Origin of the sequence: Streptomyces sp. NPDC007025, from assembly GCF_042869455.1 — a bacterium.
In the GTDB taxonomy this organism is placed as follows: Bacteria; Actinomycetota; Actinomycetes; order Streptomycetales; family Streptomycetaceae; genus Streptomyces.
Window position 1 is genome coordinate 115,331 of sequence record NZ_JBIAFT010000002.1, and the last position, 13,834, is coordinate 129,164.

The following is a 13,834-nucleotide window of genomic DNA, read 5'->3' on the forward strand; positions in this document are numbered from 1 at the left end:
GCGATGATCTCGGGGTGCCCGGGCTGCCCCTTCTCTGTGCTCCGGCCGCGGCGGCGGCCGCCGCGCGGGTTGCCCTCCTGCCGGCGGCGGGCGCGCACGTCCACTCCGTTCCGCCCGGCGGCCGTCTCCGCCGACGCTGACCCTCCCGGACCGGCCGAGGACCCCACAGGGGAGGGTCGGCTGCTTTCCGGGGTCCCGACTCGTCCGTACCGGTCCAGGAGGGCACCCATGTCCGGCCTCAGTCACCCGCCCACCGCCCCGTTCCCCGTCCCCCACCTCACCATCGGCACGCTGGGCCATTCCGGGCACGGCAAGACCACACTGGCCGCGGCGCTGGCCGCCCGCCGGCCGGGGACGGCACCCCGCAGTCCGGAGCCGGGCCCGGAGCCGGGGCCCGCGGCCGCCGTTCGCCCGGACGGACATCCGGTGGCACGCGGGCAGCGCTTGCGATGCTTCCGCTACGCCACCGACACCCGGCACTACACCCTGCTGGACCCGGCCCTGCGCGCGGTGCCCGGCACCGGTCCGGCCCCCGGTGGCGGTCCGAACCCCGGCACCGGTCCGTATCCCGGCACCGGTCCGGCCGTCCGGGTGCGTGCGGGCGCCTCCGGGGCCCGCACCGGTCTGGACGGCGCGCTGCTCGTCGTCTCCGTGCGCGAGGGCGTGCGGCCGGGAACCGCCGAGCAGTTCGCGCTCGCGCGCCGCGGCGGCCTCGCCCATCTGGTCGTCGCCCTCACCATGGCCGAAACGGGCAGCGACGAGCTGAGCGGACGGGTCGAGCAGCAGGTGCGGGCGCTGCTGGCGGCGCACGGCTTCGCCGGGGAGAACGTCCCGGCCGTCCGGGTATCCGCCCGCCGCGCGCTCGACGGCGATCCGCGCTGGACGGACTCGATCGAGGCGCTGCGGGACGCCGTCGACACCTATGTGCCGCTGCCGGAGCGCCTGCCCTCGCCCCGGCACCCCGGGACCGGGGTGCGCTGAGGCCGCGTGGGGCCCGCACAATGGAGAGGTGGAGACCGACGCCGACGGGGAGCAGATACCCCGTATCAGAACCGTCGCGGGCGGCGCGGCCAAGCTGCTGCCGGACATCGACCGGGGCCGGGCCTGGCTGCTGACGCTGGACGGCGCCCCGCAGTCCTACGTCGACCTCGACGACCCCGGGCATCTGGAGTTCGAGTACGCGCGCCGGGTCGGCCATCTGCTGGACCTCGCCGCGCCGCCCGGAGCGCCGCTGGACGTGCTCCACCTCGGCGGGGGAGCGCTTACCCTGCCCCGCTATCTCGCCGTCACCCGTCCCGGCTCCCGGCAGCGGGTGGCCGAACCGGACGCGGAGCTGACCGCCTTCGTCACCGAGCACCTGCCGCTCCCGGACGGTGCCGAGGTCGCGGTGGAGGCGGCCGACGGGCGGGCCGTGCTGGAGTCCTCGCCCGCGGCCGGTGCCGATGTCCTGGTCTCCGACGTGTACGGCGGTTCGCGGATGCCCGCGCACCTGACCACGCTGCCGTACGCGCGGGAGGCGGCGCGGGTGCTGCGGCCCGGCGGCCTGTACGTGGCCAACCTCGCCGACGCCGCGCCGTTCCGTTTCCTCGCCTCCCAACTGGCCACGTTCGTCGCGGTCTTCCCGCAGCTCGCGCTTGTCGCGGAGCCCGCGGTGCTGCGCGGCCGCCGGTTCGGCAACATCCTGCTGCTCGCCTCCCGTGCGGAGCAGCCGCTCGCGGAACTGGCCCGCCGCTGCTCGGCCGACCCGTTCCCGGCCCGGGTCGAGCACGGCGTGGCGCTGGAGCGCTTCACGCGGGGGGTGCGCGCGGTCGAGGACGGCGACGCCGTGCCGTCCCCCGAACCGCCGGACGGCGCCTTCAGCCTGGACTGAGGGCGCCGTCGCAGCCGGTCCCCGTGGCCCGGGGGGCGGGGTCAGCCGCGGGGCTCGTCCCCGCCGCCGTCGTAGTCGCGGAGGCTGCCCGTCATCTTCTCGATGGTGGCGTCCGACACCTCGTCCTTGACGCCGGCGTCGGTGTAGAGGACCCAGATCGCCAGGTCACCGTTGCTGTTGATCCAGGAGACCGTGACGACCTTGCCCGCACTGGTGGAGCACTTGTCCTCCTTGGGGGCTCCGGTGATCTTGGCGGTGACGGTGTGGCCCTTGATGCCGTGCTCGTTCTTGAACGGCTTGGGCTCGGAGACCTTGAGGGTGCCCTTCTGCTTCTGGTCGTAGCCGGCGATCGCGAAGTTGCCGGCCGCGATCCGCGCCGCCTCCTTGGTGTTCTTGGAGCCCTGCGCGCCCTTGGTGCCGACGCCGGCGCGGCTGCTGCGCTTGCACCAGTCGTCCTTGTAGTAGGCGGGCGCCGACATGGCGACCAGGACCTTGCCCTTGTCGTCCTCGAATCCGGTGATGGTGCCCGTGCTCGCGAGGGTCCAGTCGTCGTTGTCGGGCACGTCGAAGGCGGAGTACCACTTGGGGTTGACGACGGTCTGCCAGCCCTTGACCACCGGGTCCGAGGGGTCCTTGGAGGCGCCGCCGCCTCCCGGCTCGCCCTTCTCCGGCTTCGTCTTCACCGAGGGCGAGGAGGTCTTGTCGGCCTCGTTCTTCTTGCCCCCGCCCGAGTCGTCGCCGCCGAGGACGACGACCCCGGCCACCGTCGCGGCGATGACCGCGACCGCGGCGACGATCGCGATGGCGATGGTCTTGTTCCGGCCGCCTCCGCCGCCTCCGCCCTTGGGGGACGGCATGCTCCCCGGGCCCCACTGCCCCGACTGCCCCGGGTGGCCCGGCTGACCGTAGGGGTGGGGAGCCTGTCCGGCCTGCTGGCCGTAGCCCGGCGGGCTCGGCTGTTGCCCCTGGCCCGGTTGCTGGCCCGACGGCTGCTGCCCGTAGCCGGGCTGCTGGTACGGGTTCGGTTGCCCGTACCCGGGCTGCTGGTACGGGTTCGGCTGCTGCGGGTTCTGCTCGCCCCCGGGCGGCTGCTGTCCTGGCCACATGGCCGACAACCCTATGGTGCGGTCGTAGTGTCGGCCATGGCCGGTCCTGGATCGGTACGGACCCGCTACACGAATGGGGCCGAAGCGGGAAGGAACGATTCTCCCGCCCCGAGTTACTGAGTGGTAACGTGCGGCCATGACCACACAGTCGCAGCCGGACATCGGCGAGCTGATGCGGGCCTCCGTGCCCATGGCCCGCACCCTCAACCTGGAGTACCTGGAGACCTCGCCGGAACGGGTCGTCGTCTCCCTGCCCGACCAGAGCGAGTACCACAACCACGTGGGCGGCCCGCACGCCGGTGCGATGTTCACGCTCGCCGAGTCCGCGACCGGCGCGGTGACCCTGGCCGCGTTCGCCGACCAGCTCTCCCGCGCCGTCCCGCTGCCGGTACGCGCCGAGATGGACTTCAAGAAGATCGCCAAAGGGGTGGTCACCGCCACCGCCGAGCTCGGCCGCCCGGCCGCCGAGGTGGTCGCCGAGCTGGACCGGGGAGAGCGCCCCGAGTTCCCGGTCCGGGTCGCGCTCCGCCGCCCCGACGGCGCGGTCACCAGCGAGATGACCGTCGTGTGGACCCTGCGGCCCAACGACTGACGCCGCGCCGCGCCGCAGGACCGGCCCGGTGCCTCCGGCCGGCGAGCGGCGCGCGAGGCAGTGGACGCGGGCCGGCGCGTGGTCGAGTAGGCTTCCGAATTCGTGCCGTCATGGCAGCTCGTGCTCCGATGTCATGAGAGGAAGCCGCAGTTGCACATCCAGGACTGGCTGGAGAGCGTTCCGGCCGTCAGCGTGTACCTCCTGGTGGGAGTGGTCATCGGGCTGGAGAGCCTGGGGATCCCGCTGCCGGGAGAGATCGTCCTCGTCAGCTCCGCGCTGCTGTCCTCGCAGCAGGGGCACATCGATCCGCTGATCCTGGGGACCTGTGCCACGGTCGGTGCCGTCGTGGGTGACTCGATCGGGTACGCCATCGGCCGGAGAGGCGGCCAGCCGCTCCTGGACTGGCTGGGCGGGAAGTTCCCCAAGCACTTCGGCCCCAGCCACGTGGCCACCGCCGAACGCTCCTTCCAGCGGTGGGGCATGTGGGCCGTCTTCTTCGGCCGCTTCATCGCCCTGCTGCGGATCTTCGCGGGGCCGCTCTCGGGTGTGCTGAAGATGCCGTACTGGAAGTTCCTGACCGCGAACGTGCTGGGCGGCGTGGTGTGGGCGGGCGGTACGACCGCGGTCATCTACTACGTCGGTGTCGTCGCCGAGGCGTGGCTCAAGCGCTTCTCCTGGCTCGGGCTGGTGGCCGCCGTGCTGATCGGCCTCGCCTCCATGGTGCTCGTCAAGCGCCGGGCGGCGAAGGTGGCCGCAGAAGCGGTCGAGGAGCACCGGTCCGAGCGTGCCGCCGCGCGGCGGGACGACCAAGCGCCGGCGGCGGAGGGGGACCTCCGCCGGTCCGAGCGCGACGGCACCCCGTCGGCCCCGGTCGGCGACTGAGCGGGACCGGGCAGTGAGACATCCGGAGTGGAGAACGGCGTGACAGAGTACGGGCTGATCGTGACGGTCGGCGGGCACGGACCGCGGCTGGATCCCACGGCGTTCAATGCGCCGACCTCGGTGATCGCGGGCGACGTCACCCTGGCGGCCGGGTCGAGCGTGTGGTACGGCGCCGTACTGCGGGCCGATGCCGCCCCCATCGTGCTCGGTGAGGGGAGCAACGTGCAGGACAACTGCACCGTGCACGGCGATCCCGGCTTTCCGGTCGAGGTCGGCGCCCGGGTCACCGTGGGCCACAACGCGGTGCTGCACGGCTGCACGGTCGAGGACGACGTGCTGATCGGCATGGGTGCCACCGTGCTCAACGGTGCCCGCATCGGTGCCGGTTCCCTCGTCGCGGCCCAGGCCCTGGTGCCGCAGGGGACCGTCGTGCCGCCCGGTTCGCTGGTGGCCGGGGTGCCCGGCAAGGTGCGGCGGGAGCTGACCGACGAGGAGTTCGAGGGCGTGCGCCTCAACGCACTCGGCTATGTGGACCTGGCCGAGCAGCACCGCGGTGCGTCCGTCGGCGAACGGCCGGCGGCCTCCTGAGCCTTTCCGCGCCCGGGCATGCCGCTGCTTGCGGCGGCTGCGCACCCCGCGCCCGGCGAAAGCGCCGTCCGGGGTTACCGGTGAGGAACCTCACCGGGGCGCGGTGGTGCCGGGGCGCTACGGTGACGGCGTGCCATCCCTCAGGAACACGTTCTCCTCCCTCACCTCTCGCGCCGTGCACGGCCTCTGGAGCCGGGCCCGGCAGGCGGGGGCCGTCACCGCGCGGCGCCCGGGGCCGTACGCGTTCCGCCGCATCGGGACCGGGACACGGCTCGCCTTTCCGCAGGGGACGCTCTTCGGGACACCGTGGATCGAACTCGGCGACCACTGCATCGTCGGCCAGGACGTCACGCTGACGGCGGGGATGATGCCGGATCTGGAGCTGGGGCCGGAGACGGTGCTGCGGCTGGGGAACGGCGTGGTGCTGGGCCGGGGCAGCCACATCATCGCGGACACCCGGGTCAGCCTCGGCGACGACGTGTTCTGCGGCCCGTATGTCTACATCACCTCGACCAACCACTCCTACGACGATCCGGAACTGCCGGTCGGCAAGCAGTGGCCGCGCACCGCACCGGTGGAGATCGGCGCGGGGAGCTGGATCGGCGCGGGGGCCGTCGTCCTGCCCGGGGCGACGCTGGGGCGCAACGTGGTGGTCGCGGCGGGAGCCGTGGTGCGGGGTGAGATTCCCGACCACGCCGTGGTCGCGGGTGCCCCCGCCAGGGTGGTGCGCCGGCTGGATCCCGAGCAGGGGTGGCAGCCGCCGCTGCGCACCCCGCCGCCGATGCCGGTTCCCGAGGGCGTCAGTCCGCAGCAGCTGGTCGCCCTCGCCGACCTGCCCACCGCGCCGGACGCCGAGCCGTCCGGCGGTTCGTCCGGCGGTTGAGCCGGTGCTCCGGTCAGCCCGAGGCCAGCAGGACAGTGCCGAGCAACGCCAGCCCGGCGCCTGTGGTCTGGAGCGCACGCAGCCGCTCCTGGAGCACGCTCCGCGCGGCGAGCGCGGTGACGACGGGGTAGAGCGAGGCGAGGACGGCGGCGACCGTGACCGGGCCGTGCTGCGCGGCGACGGCGTACGTCCCGTTGGCGGCCACGTCGGCCAGACCGACGAAGGCCAGCGCGGGCAGGGCCGCCCACACCGCACCCAGACCCTCCTCGGGGAGTGCCGGTGTGCCGCGCCGCACGGAGGCCCAGAGCGCTCCGCCGCCCACGACGACGTTGACCACCCGCTGCACGAACAGCGTCAGGAAGAGCCCCGCGAGGGTCGTGGACGCCTCGGCGACCAGGCTCATCGTCGCGCCGAAGCCGAAGGCCGCGATCAGGGTGAGCAGGACCGTGCGCCGCTGCACGGGTGCGCCTCCGCCGCCCACGCCGCCGGCCAGCACCACTCCGGTGACGGCGACCAGGGTGCCCAGGGCCTGGAGCGGGCCCGGCCGTTCACCGTGCAGGGCCATGCCGACGGCCACCGGCACGGCGACGCTGCCGAGGGTGGCGACGGGTGAGACCACGCCCATCGGACCGACGGCCAGCGCCCGGTAGAAGCACAGCATCGACACCGGTCCGATCGCTCCGGCCGCCACCGCGCACCACAGCAGGCGCGGGTCCAGTTCGCCCCAGGCACCGGTGGCGAGCACGATGACGCCGAGCACCAGGCAGGCCGCGCCCTGCGAGACGACCACCACTGTCAGCTCGCGCAGCCGCTTGCTGAGCAGCCCGCCGCCGAAGTCGGCCAGCCCCCACAGGAGGCTGGTGGCCAGCGCGAAGACAGCGGTCATGACGGAATCCCTCGCAGTACAGTGTGGTGAACGCTCAAGTCCAGCACACCGTAGTACATCGCAATGTACTCTGTCATTGAATATTTTGGATGGTGCGGAACACCGTGACGGACCTCGACCACCTCACGCAGGCGCTCGCCCGCAACCTGAAACACCTGCGTGCCGAGCGCGGCTTCACCCTCGACGCCCTAGCGGCCCGGGCCGGTGTCAGCAGGGGCATGCTCATCCAGATCGAACAGGCTCGCACCAACCCCAGCGTGGGCACCGTCGTCAAGATCGGCGACGCGCTCGGCGTCAGCATCACCTCGCTGCTGGACTTCGACCAGGAGCCGCAGGTCCGCCTGGTGCCGCCGGAGCAGGCGGTGCGGCTGTGGTCCACCGAGGCAGGCAGCCACAGCACCCTGCTCGCGGGCGCCGAGGCGCCCGGTCCGCTGGAGCTGTGGCACTGGAAGCTGGCGCCGGGAGACGCCAGCAGCTCCGATCCGCACCCGCTGGGCACCACAGAACTCGTGCACGTCACGACCGGCACGCTCACCCTCGAGGTGGACGGCGACGCGTACCCGGTTCCGGCCGGCACCTCCGCGTGCTTCGAGTCCCACGTGCCGCACGGCTACCGCAACGACGGGCCGGAGAACGTCGAGATGACCATGGCAGTCTCGGTCCCCGAACCGCGCTGAACCGGCGCCGCGGCCCCGTCGCGGCGCCCGTGGCCCGCCGCTCGGCCCCCCCGCGGACCGTCCGGCCGCCGGTCACCCGGGCGGCGGGGGCGGAGTCTCCTCCCGCGCCGCGGCGGCGTCCAGCGTGCTGACATCGAGCGACAGCGGGATCGAGTGCTCGGCGAAGCCCATCGACCGGTACATCGCCTCCGCCTCGGGCGTCGCGTGCAGATCCACACGTGTGACGCCGCGGCGTGCGAACTCCTCCAGCAGCGCCGCCGTCGTCGCCCGCGCACAGCCGCGACCGCGGTAGCGCTCGTCGGTGCACACGGAGAAGACGAATCCGAACAGCCCGTACGGGCTCACCGGTGCGGCCAGCCGCTCCTCGATCCGGCCCACCGCGCACGCCGCGAGATGCCCCGGCGGATCCGGCCGCTCACCGTCCACCACGAACGCCAGCAGAGGGGACGCGTCCAGCGCGAGCTGCCGACGTGCGGTCCGCTCGGCTTCCCGCTCCCACGGCCCCGGCTCGTCCCGGCCGCTCATCGCGGCGAACATGGCCCTGCGCAGCCGTACGATCTCCGCCGCGTCCTCGGGCGTCGCCCTGCGTGTGCCGATCATGCCGGGACGCTAGCGCACCGGGCTCATCCCAGTCGCGGGATCTCGATCGCCGGACACCGGTCCATCACCATCCGGAGCCCGGCTGCACGGGTGCGCTCGCAGGCCGCCTCGTCCACCACGCCGAGCTGGAACCAGACAACCCGGGCACCGATCGCCACCGCCTCGTCGGCCACCTGTCCCGCCAGCTCGGAGCGGACGAAGACGTCCACCACGTCCACCGGGAACGGGATCTGCGCGAGCGTCGCGTAGCCGCGCTCGCCGTGCACCGTCTCCGCGCTCGGGTGGACCGGCACGATCCGCTTGCCGTGCCGCTGCAGCACCTCGGCCACCCCGTGGGCGGGCCGCGAGGCGTTCTGCGACAGCCCCACGACCGCCCAGGTGTCACCCAGCCCGGTGAGAATCTCCCGCACCGTCCCGGTATCGCCGTACATCACTCTCTCCTCCGCGGCAGACCCAGCTCCCAGGGACAACGGACGGCACCCCCCGCCGATTCCCGCGGCCGCGGCCATAGGCTGGCGGGATGCACCAGGAGCAGCACGCACAGCAGGAGCAGCCACCAGGGCCCGCGGAGTACGTCACCGTGGCCGGGGAGGGCGTGCACGAGACCGAGGTCAACCGCTCCCGCTTCCTGTGCGCCCTCGCGCCCGCGGCCACGGAGGCCGAGGCCCAGGAGTTCATCGCCCGGATCCGCAGGCAGCACCCCGGCGCCAACCACAACTGCTCGGCCTATGTCATCGGCGCAGACGCGGGCAGCCAGAAGGCGAACGACGACGGCGAGCCGGGCGGCACCGCGGGAGTGCCGATGCTCCAGATGCTGCTGCGGCGCGAGGTGAGGTACGCGGTGGCTGTCGTCACCCGCTACTTCGGCGGCGTCAAATTGGGCGCGGGCGGCCTGATCCGCGCCTACGGTGGCGCGGTCGGCGAGGCCCTGGACGCGGTGGGGACCGTCACCAGGCGGCGCTTCCGGCTGCTGACGGTCACGGTCGGGCACGAGCGCGCCGGACGCCTGGAGAACGAACTGCGCGCCACCGGGCGGGAGGTGCGCGAGGTGCGCTACGGGGCGGAGGTCGCCATCGAGATCGGCCTGCCCGACGCCGACCTGGCCGACTTCCAAAGCTGGCTGGCCGACGCGACCGCGGGCAGCGCACGAGTCGAGGTGGGCGGCGAGGCGTTCGGTACGGTCTGAGCCGTCCGGAGTCCCCCGGCCGGGCCGGCGCAGCCCCGGAACGGGCCCGCGGGCCCGCACTGTCGGTGGTGGGCCTTAAGGTCGTTGACCATGCGTCTGCTGCACACCTCGGACTGGCATCTGGGCCGGAGCTTCCACCGCGTGAGCCTCCTCGACGCCCAGCGCGCCTTCCTGGACCACCTGGTCGCCACCGTCGAGGAGCGGGCGGTGGACGCCGTGCTGGTCTCCGGCGACGTCTACGACCGCGCGGTCCCCTCCCTCGCCGCCGTCGAGATGTTCGACCGGACGCTCTCCCGCCTCGCGGACCTCGACGTGCCCACCGTGATGATCTCCGGCAACCACGACTCGGCACGCCGGCTGGGGGTCGGCGCGAAACTGCTCGGCCGCGCCGGGGTCCACCTGCGCACCGACCCCCGGGAGTGCGGCACGCCCGTATTCCTCGAACCCGCCGACGGAGGCGGTCCGGTGGCCGTCTACGGAGTGCCCTACCTGGAGCCCTCGCTGGTGCGGGAGACGCTCGGCGCGGAGGGCGGCGGCCACACCGCCGTACTCCGCGCGGCCACGGACCGGATCCGCGCGGACCTCGCCGCCCGTCCGGCCGGGACGCGCTCGGTCGTGCTGGCCCACGCCTTCGTGGCCGGCGCCGAAGTCTGCGACAGCGAACGGGACATCACCGTCGGCGGCGTCGCCTCGGTGCCCGCCTCGGTCTTCGAGGGGATCGACTACGTCGCGCTCGGCCACCTGCACAACTGCCAGGCCCTCTCCGCGCGGATCCGCTACTCCGGCACCCCGATCGCCTACTCGTTCTCCGAGGCCGGGCACCCGAAGTCCATGTGGCTGGTCGATCTCGGCCCCTCGGGCGAACCGGCGGCCGAGCGGCTGCCCTGCCCCGTCCCCCGGCCGCTCGCCCGGCTGCGCGGCAGGCTGGCGGAGCTGCTGGAGGATCCGGCCCTGGAGCAGTACACCGACTCCTGGGTGGAGGCCACCCTCACCGACGCGGCCCGCCCGCACGATCCGATGGCCCGCCTGGCCGCGCGCTTCCCGCACACCGTCAGTCTCGTCTTCGCACCCGACCGGGAAGAGGACGACGACTCCCGCTCCTACGCCGCACGGCTCAGCGGGCGCACCGACCGGCAGATCACCGAGGACTTCGTCGGCCATGTACGCCCCGGACAGCAGGCGGCGCCCGAGGAGCGCGCGATGCTCGGGCAGGCGCTGGAGGCCGTCCGCGTCTCCGAGGCCGAGCCGGAGGCAGCGGCCGCCCCGAGCGCGCCGCGGCCCCCGGCGCGGGACGGTGCGCGGGCGGTGGCCCGTTGAGGCTCCACCGGCTGTCCCTCACCGCCTTCGGCCCGTTCGGCGGCACCCACACCGTCGACTTCGACACGCTCTCCTCGGCCGGGCTGTTCCTGCTGCACGGTGCCACCGGCGCGGGCAAGACCTCGGTGCTGGACGCCGTCTGCTTCGCGCTCTACGGCGGCGTGCCCGGCGCCCGCCAGCAGCCCGGCGGCACCCTGCGCAGCGACCACGCCGATCCGCACGTGCGCACCCAGGTCGTCCTCGACCTCACCGTCGCGGGCCGGCGGCTGGAGGTCACCCGTGCTCCCGAGCAGCTCCGGCCCAAGACCCGGGGCACCGGCCTCACCCGCGAACGCGCCCGCTGCGAACTGCGCGCCTGGGATCCGGGCGCGGGCGAGTGGCAGGGGCTCAGCCGCTCCCACCAGGAGATCGGTGAGGAGATCGGGCAGGCCCTGGGCATGAGCAGGGACCAGTTCTGCCAGGTGGTGCTGCTGCCGCAGGGCGACTTCGCCCGGTTTCTGCGCTCGGGTGCCGAGGACCGGGCCAAGCTGCTGGGCCGGCTCTTCGACACGAGCCGGTTCGCCGCCGTGGAGGAAGAACTCGCGCGGATGCGCAAGAGCGCCCAGCACGAGGTCGTCGCGGCCGACGAGGAGCTGCTGGCCCTCGCCCACCGGATGCGGCAGGCCGTCGGCGACCCCGCGGAGCTCGCCGAGGGGCCCGCGCACACCCCTGCCGCCGACCCGCTCCCCGGCCAGCGCACCCGCTCGGCCCGCGGTTCCGCGCCGGGTGCCGGGGGTGGCGGAAGCGCCCGCGCCCGCAGCGGAGCCCGCGGCGGAGCGGCACCGCCCGCCGAGTCCCCCGCCGCCGGGCTCGGCCCCGGCGACCCCGGCCTGGCCGACTCCGTCCTGGCCTGGGCGGCGCAGGCCAGGACCTACGCGCGGGAACGCAGCACCGCCGCGGCGCTCGCCGCGGACACCGCCCGAGCCCGGCACACGGACGCCGTCCGGGAGCTGGAAGCGGTCCGGGACCTGGCCCGGGCACAGCAGCGGTTCGCGCACGCCCGGCAGCGCGCCGACGAACTGGCGGCGGGCGCTGCGGAGCGGGACGCGGAGCGGCAGCGGCTGGAGCGGGCGCAGGCCGCCGAAGCGGTGCTGCCCGCCCTGCGGCTGCACAGCACCGCACAGCAGGAACACACCCGGGCCCGGGCCGCGGAGCGGGAGGCGCGCGCGGACCTCCCGGACGCCCTCACCGACGCCGGCCCCGACCGGCTGTCAGCGCTGGAAGGCGAACTGCGGCAGGAACTGGGGGCTCTGCGGGTCACCCGCGAGGAGGAGCCGCGCGCTGCCGCGATCGGGACCGAACTGCGCCGGCTGGATGCCGAGTCCCGGACCGACGACGACCTCCTCCGCGAGACGGGGGAGTGGCTGGCGGGATGGGAGGAGCAGCGGCAGGGGCGCGAAAGGCAGGTGGCCGAGGCGTTGGAGGCCGCCACCCGCGCCGAGCACCTGGCGGGCCGGCTGCACCCCGCCCGCGCCCGCCTGCAGGCGGCGCACCGCCGGGACCGGCTGGAGGCCGAGATCGAGTCGGCCGACGAGGTGCGGCGCCGGGCCCGGGAGGAGGCCGCCGACGCCAAGGAACACTGGCTCGCGGTGCGGGAGCGCCGACTGCGCGGCATCGCGGCGGAGCTCGCCGCGGACCTGACCGCGGGCGCCCCCTGCGCCGTGTGCGGCGCCACCGAACATCCCGAACCGGCCCGTGCGGAGCCCGGGCACGTGGACCGGGCGGCCGAGGAGGAGGCGCTAGCCCGCTCGCAGCGGGCGGCCGAGCACCACCGCTCGGCCGAGCAGCGGCTCGCCGCCCTGCGCGACGGCCGCACCGAGGCGGCGGCCGAAGCGGTGGCCGGCGCGACCGGCGAAGAAGCCGGGGCCGCGCCCGACGGTGGCACCGAGCGACTGGCCAGTGCCGTCACCGCCCTGGAGCAGGAGCATGCCCGGGCCCGCGCCCAGGCCTCCGGTGCCCACGAGGCCCGCGAGGCGCTGGCCGCCGCCGAGCGGGAGCACGCCGAGCGGAGCGCGGCCCGCCAGGAAGCCGAGCGCCGGGCCGCCGCGCGCACCTCGACCCGGGAGGCGCTCCAGCGGGAACTGGCTGCGCTCACCGAGCGGCTGAGCAGAGCACGGGGCGAGGCGCCCAGCGTCGCCGCCCGTTGCGCGGAGCTGGAACGCCGGGTCGGTTTGCTCTCCCGGACCGCCGAGGCCGCCCGGGCCGCCGCCCGCGCCGCCGAACGGCTCACCGAAGCCGCCGCGCAGCGCTCGGAGGCGGCCGGCCGCGCCGGTTTCGCCGCACCCGAGGAAGCGGAAGACGCCGTACTGCCCGAGCCCCGGCAGCGCGAGCTGCGGACCCGGCTGGAGCGCCGGCGGGCCGAGGAGGCCGCCGTGGCGGAGGAGCTGGCCGACCCCGAGCTCGCCGCGGCTGCGGACCAGCCCGCCGCGGAACCGGAGGAGGCACGGGAGGTCGCCGAGGCCGCCGAGGAACGGCTCCGGAGCGCGGATGCCGAACTGCACACCGCGCGGGGCCGGGTGGAGGCACTGGACGGGCTGGGGGAGGGGGCTGCCGACCGCGCCCGGCGGGTGGCGCCGCTGCGCGGCTCCTACGAGCGCGTCGCCCGGCTGGCCGGGCTGGCCGCAGGTACCTCACCCGAGAACGAGCGCCGGATGCGGCTGGAGTCCTACGTGCTGGCCGCCCGGCTCGAACAGGTCGCGGCCGCGGCCTCGGCGCGGCTCGGCCGGATGTCCGGTGGCCGCTACACACTCGTGCACTCCGACGAACGATCCGGCGGACGGGGCAGATCCGGGCTCGGGCTGCACGTGGTGGACGCCTGGACGGGTGCCGAGCGGGACACCGCCACCCTCTCCGGCGGCGAGACGTTCTTCGCCTCGCTGGCCCTCGCCCTCGGACTGGCCGACGTGGTGACCGAGGAGGCCGGCGGCACCCGGCTGGAGACCCTCTTCATCGACGAGGGCTTCGGCAGTCTGGACGAGCAGACGCTGGACGAAGTGCTGGACGTCCTCGACTCGCTGCGCGAGCGGGACCGCTGTGTCGGCATCGTCAGCCACGTGGCCGACCTGCGCCGCCGGGTGCCGGCCCAGCTGGAGGTCGTCAAGGCGCGCGCGGGCTCCACTCTGCGCCACCGGGCTGCCCCGGCCGACACCTGATCGCCGCCGCACCCGCCGACATCCGAGCGGCCCGGACGGTGGCGGGCCCGCGCGGA

The 13,834-nt window shown here is 74.7% G+C and carries 14 protein-coding genes; 10 read left to right on the forward strand and 4 right to left on the reverse strand.

Annotated elements, in window-relative coordinates:
- Positions 1-228: 228 nt before the first annotated feature.
- Both ACFYMO_RS04135 and ACFYMO_RS04140 read left to right on the forward strand, forming a co-directional pair.
- Positions 229-981 (forward strand): GTP-binding protein, encoded by a 753-nt coding sequence (locus tag ACFYMO_RS04135; protein ID WP_366773444.1) that lies wholly within the window; start codon positions 229-231, stop codon positions 979-981.
- Between the two features lie 28 nt (positions 982-1,009).
- Positions 1,010-1,870 carry a spermidine synthase gene (locus ACFYMO_RS04140; RefSeq protein WP_388544123.1) on the forward strand — a complete coding sequence of 287 codons (861 nt, stop codon included), beginning with the start codon at positions 1,010-1,012 and terminating at the stop codon, positions 1,868-1,870.
- Positions 1,871-1,911: 41 nt separating this feature from the next.
- On the opposite strand, the gene ACFYMO_RS04145 is transcribed toward ACFYMO_RS04140, so the two are convergent.
- Positions 1,912-2,976: a hypothetical protein gene (locus ACFYMO_RS04145; protein WP_388544126.1), complete on the reverse strand. Its 1,065-nt coding sequence runs from the start codon at positions 2,974-2,976 to the stop codon at positions 1,912-1,914.
- Between the two features lie 136 nt (positions 2,977-3,112).
- On the opposite strand from ACFYMO_RS04145, the gene ACFYMO_RS04150 reads away from it, so the two are divergent.
- The 4 genes from ACFYMO_RS04150 to ACFYMO_RS04165 all read left to right on the forward strand — a co-directional run bounded on the left by ACFYMO_RS04150 (position 3,113) and on the right by ACFYMO_RS04165 (position 5,921).
- The gene (locus ACFYMO_RS04150) at positions 3,113-3,568 is read left to right on the forward strand and encodes a DUF4442 domain-containing protein (protein ID WP_019357259.1); all 456 of its coding nucleotides are present in this window, start codon (positions 3,113-3,115) and stop codon (positions 3,566-3,568) included.
- A gap of 150 nt (positions 3,569-3,718) precedes the next feature.
- Positions 3,719-4,450 (forward strand): DedA family protein, encoded by a 732-nt coding sequence (locus tag ACFYMO_RS04155; protein WP_366773447.1) that lies wholly within the window; start codon positions 3,719-3,721, stop codon positions 4,448-4,450.
- A 39-nt stretch (positions 4,451-4,489) separates the two neighbouring features.
- Entirely contained in the window at positions 4,490-5,038 is a 549-nt protein-coding gene (locus ACFYMO_RS04160; protein WP_366773448.1) for a gamma carbonic anhydrase family protein, read from the forward strand.
- A gap of 130 nt (positions 5,039-5,168) precedes the next feature.
- The gene (locus ACFYMO_RS04165; RefSeq protein ID WP_366773449.1) at positions 5,169-5,921 is read left to right on the forward strand and encodes an acyltransferase; all 753 of its coding nucleotides are present in this window, start codon (positions 5,169-5,171) and stop codon (positions 5,919-5,921) included.
- A 13-nt stretch (positions 5,922-5,934) separates the two neighbouring features.
- On the opposite strand, the gene ACFYMO_RS04170 is transcribed toward ACFYMO_RS04165, so the two are convergent.
- Positions 5,935-6,807, reverse strand: coding sequence for a DMT family transporter (locus ACFYMO_RS04170; protein ID WP_366773450.1), 873 nt, complete (start codon positions 6,805-6,807; stop codon positions 5,935-5,937).
- Between the two features lie 89 nt (positions 6,808-6,896).
- Here ACFYMO_RS04170 and ACFYMO_RS04175 point away from each other — a divergent pair, with 89 nt between their 5' ends.
- A complete protein-coding gene (locus ACFYMO_RS04175; protein WP_366773451.1) occupies positions 6,897-7,484 on the forward strand; it encodes an XRE family transcriptional regulator in 588 nt (195 codons plus the stop codon).
- 72 nt (positions 7,485-7,556) lie between these two features.
- Here the strand turns inward: ACFYMO_RS04175 and ACFYMO_RS04180 are convergent, their stop codons facing one another.
- Both ACFYMO_RS04180 and ACFYMO_RS04185 read right to left on the reverse strand, forming a co-directional pair.
- Positions 7,557-8,084 (reverse strand): GNAT family N-acetyltransferase, encoded by a 528-nt coding sequence (locus ACFYMO_RS04180; RefSeq protein ID WP_366773452.1) that lies wholly within the window; start codon positions 8,082-8,084, stop codon positions 7,557-7,559.
- A gap of 23 nt (positions 8,085-8,107) precedes the next feature.
- Positions 8,108-8,515: a CoA-binding protein gene (locus tag ACFYMO_RS04185; protein ID WP_388544132.1), complete on the reverse strand. Its 408-nt coding sequence runs from the start codon at positions 8,513-8,515 to the stop codon at positions 8,108-8,110.
- Positions 8,516-8,604: 89 nt separating this feature from the next.
- On the opposite strand from ACFYMO_RS04185, the gene ACFYMO_RS04190 reads away from it, so the two are divergent.
- From ACFYMO_RS04190 to ACFYMO_RS04200, 3 genes are all read left to right on the forward strand, one after another.
- A complete protein-coding gene (locus ACFYMO_RS04190; RefSeq protein WP_366773454.1) occupies positions 8,605-9,270 on the forward strand; it encodes a YigZ family protein in 666 nt (221 codons plus the stop codon).
- A gap of 90 nt (positions 9,271-9,360) precedes the next feature.
- The gene (locus ACFYMO_RS04195) at positions 9,361-10,587 is read left to right on the forward strand and encodes an exonuclease SbcCD subunit D (protein WP_366773455.1); all 1,227 of its coding nucleotides are present in this window, start codon (positions 9,361-9,363) and stop codon (positions 10,585-10,587) included.
- Positions 10,584-13,778 (forward strand): SMC family ATPase, encoded by a 3,195-nt coding sequence (locus tag ACFYMO_RS04200; protein ID WP_366773456.1) that lies wholly within the window; start codon positions 10,584-10,586, stop codon positions 13,776-13,778. Before ACFYMO_RS04195 ends, ACFYMO_RS04200 begins: the two co-directional genes overlap by 4 nt.
- Positions 13,779-13,834 lie beyond the last annotated feature (56 nt).

Bases quoted from the DNA above. Each gene is read 5' to 3' on its own strand.
- ACFYMO_RS04135 (WP_366773444.1), top strand. From the start codon at position 229: ATGTCCGGCCTCAGTCACCCGCCCACCGCCCCGTTCCCCGTCCCCCAC.
- ACFYMO_RS04145 (WP_388544126.1), bottom strand. From the start codon at position 2,976: ATGTGGCCAGGACAGCAGCCGCCCGGGGGCGAGCAGAACCCGCAGCAG.
- ACFYMO_RS04150 (WP_019357259.1), top strand. From the start codon at position 3,113: ATGACCACACAGTCGCAGCCGGACATCGGCGAGCTGATGCGGGCCTCC.
- ACFYMO_RS04170 (WP_366773450.1), bottom strand. From the start codon at position 6,807: ATGACCGCTGTCTTCGCGCTGGCCACCAGCCTCCTGTGGGGGCTGGCC.
- ACFYMO_RS04175 (WP_366773451.1), top strand. From the start codon at position 6,897: ATGGTGCGGAACACCGTGACGGACCTCGACCACCTCACGCAGGCGCTC.
- ACFYMO_RS04180 (WP_366773452.1), bottom strand. From the start codon at position 8,084: ATGATCGGCACACGCAGGGCGACGCCCGAGGACGCGGCGGAGATCGTA.
- ACFYMO_RS04185 (WP_388544132.1), bottom strand. From the start codon at position 8,515: ATGTACGGCGATACCGGGACGGTGCGGGAGATTCTCACCGGGCTGGGT.
- ACFYMO_RS04190 (WP_366773454.1), top strand. From the start codon at position 8,605: ATGCACCAGGAGCAGCACGCACAGCAGGAGCAGCCACCAGGGCCCGCG.
- ACFYMO_RS04195 (WP_366773455.1), top strand. From the start codon at position 9,361: ATGCGTCTGCTGCACACCTCGGACTGGCATCTGGGCCGGAGCTTCCAC.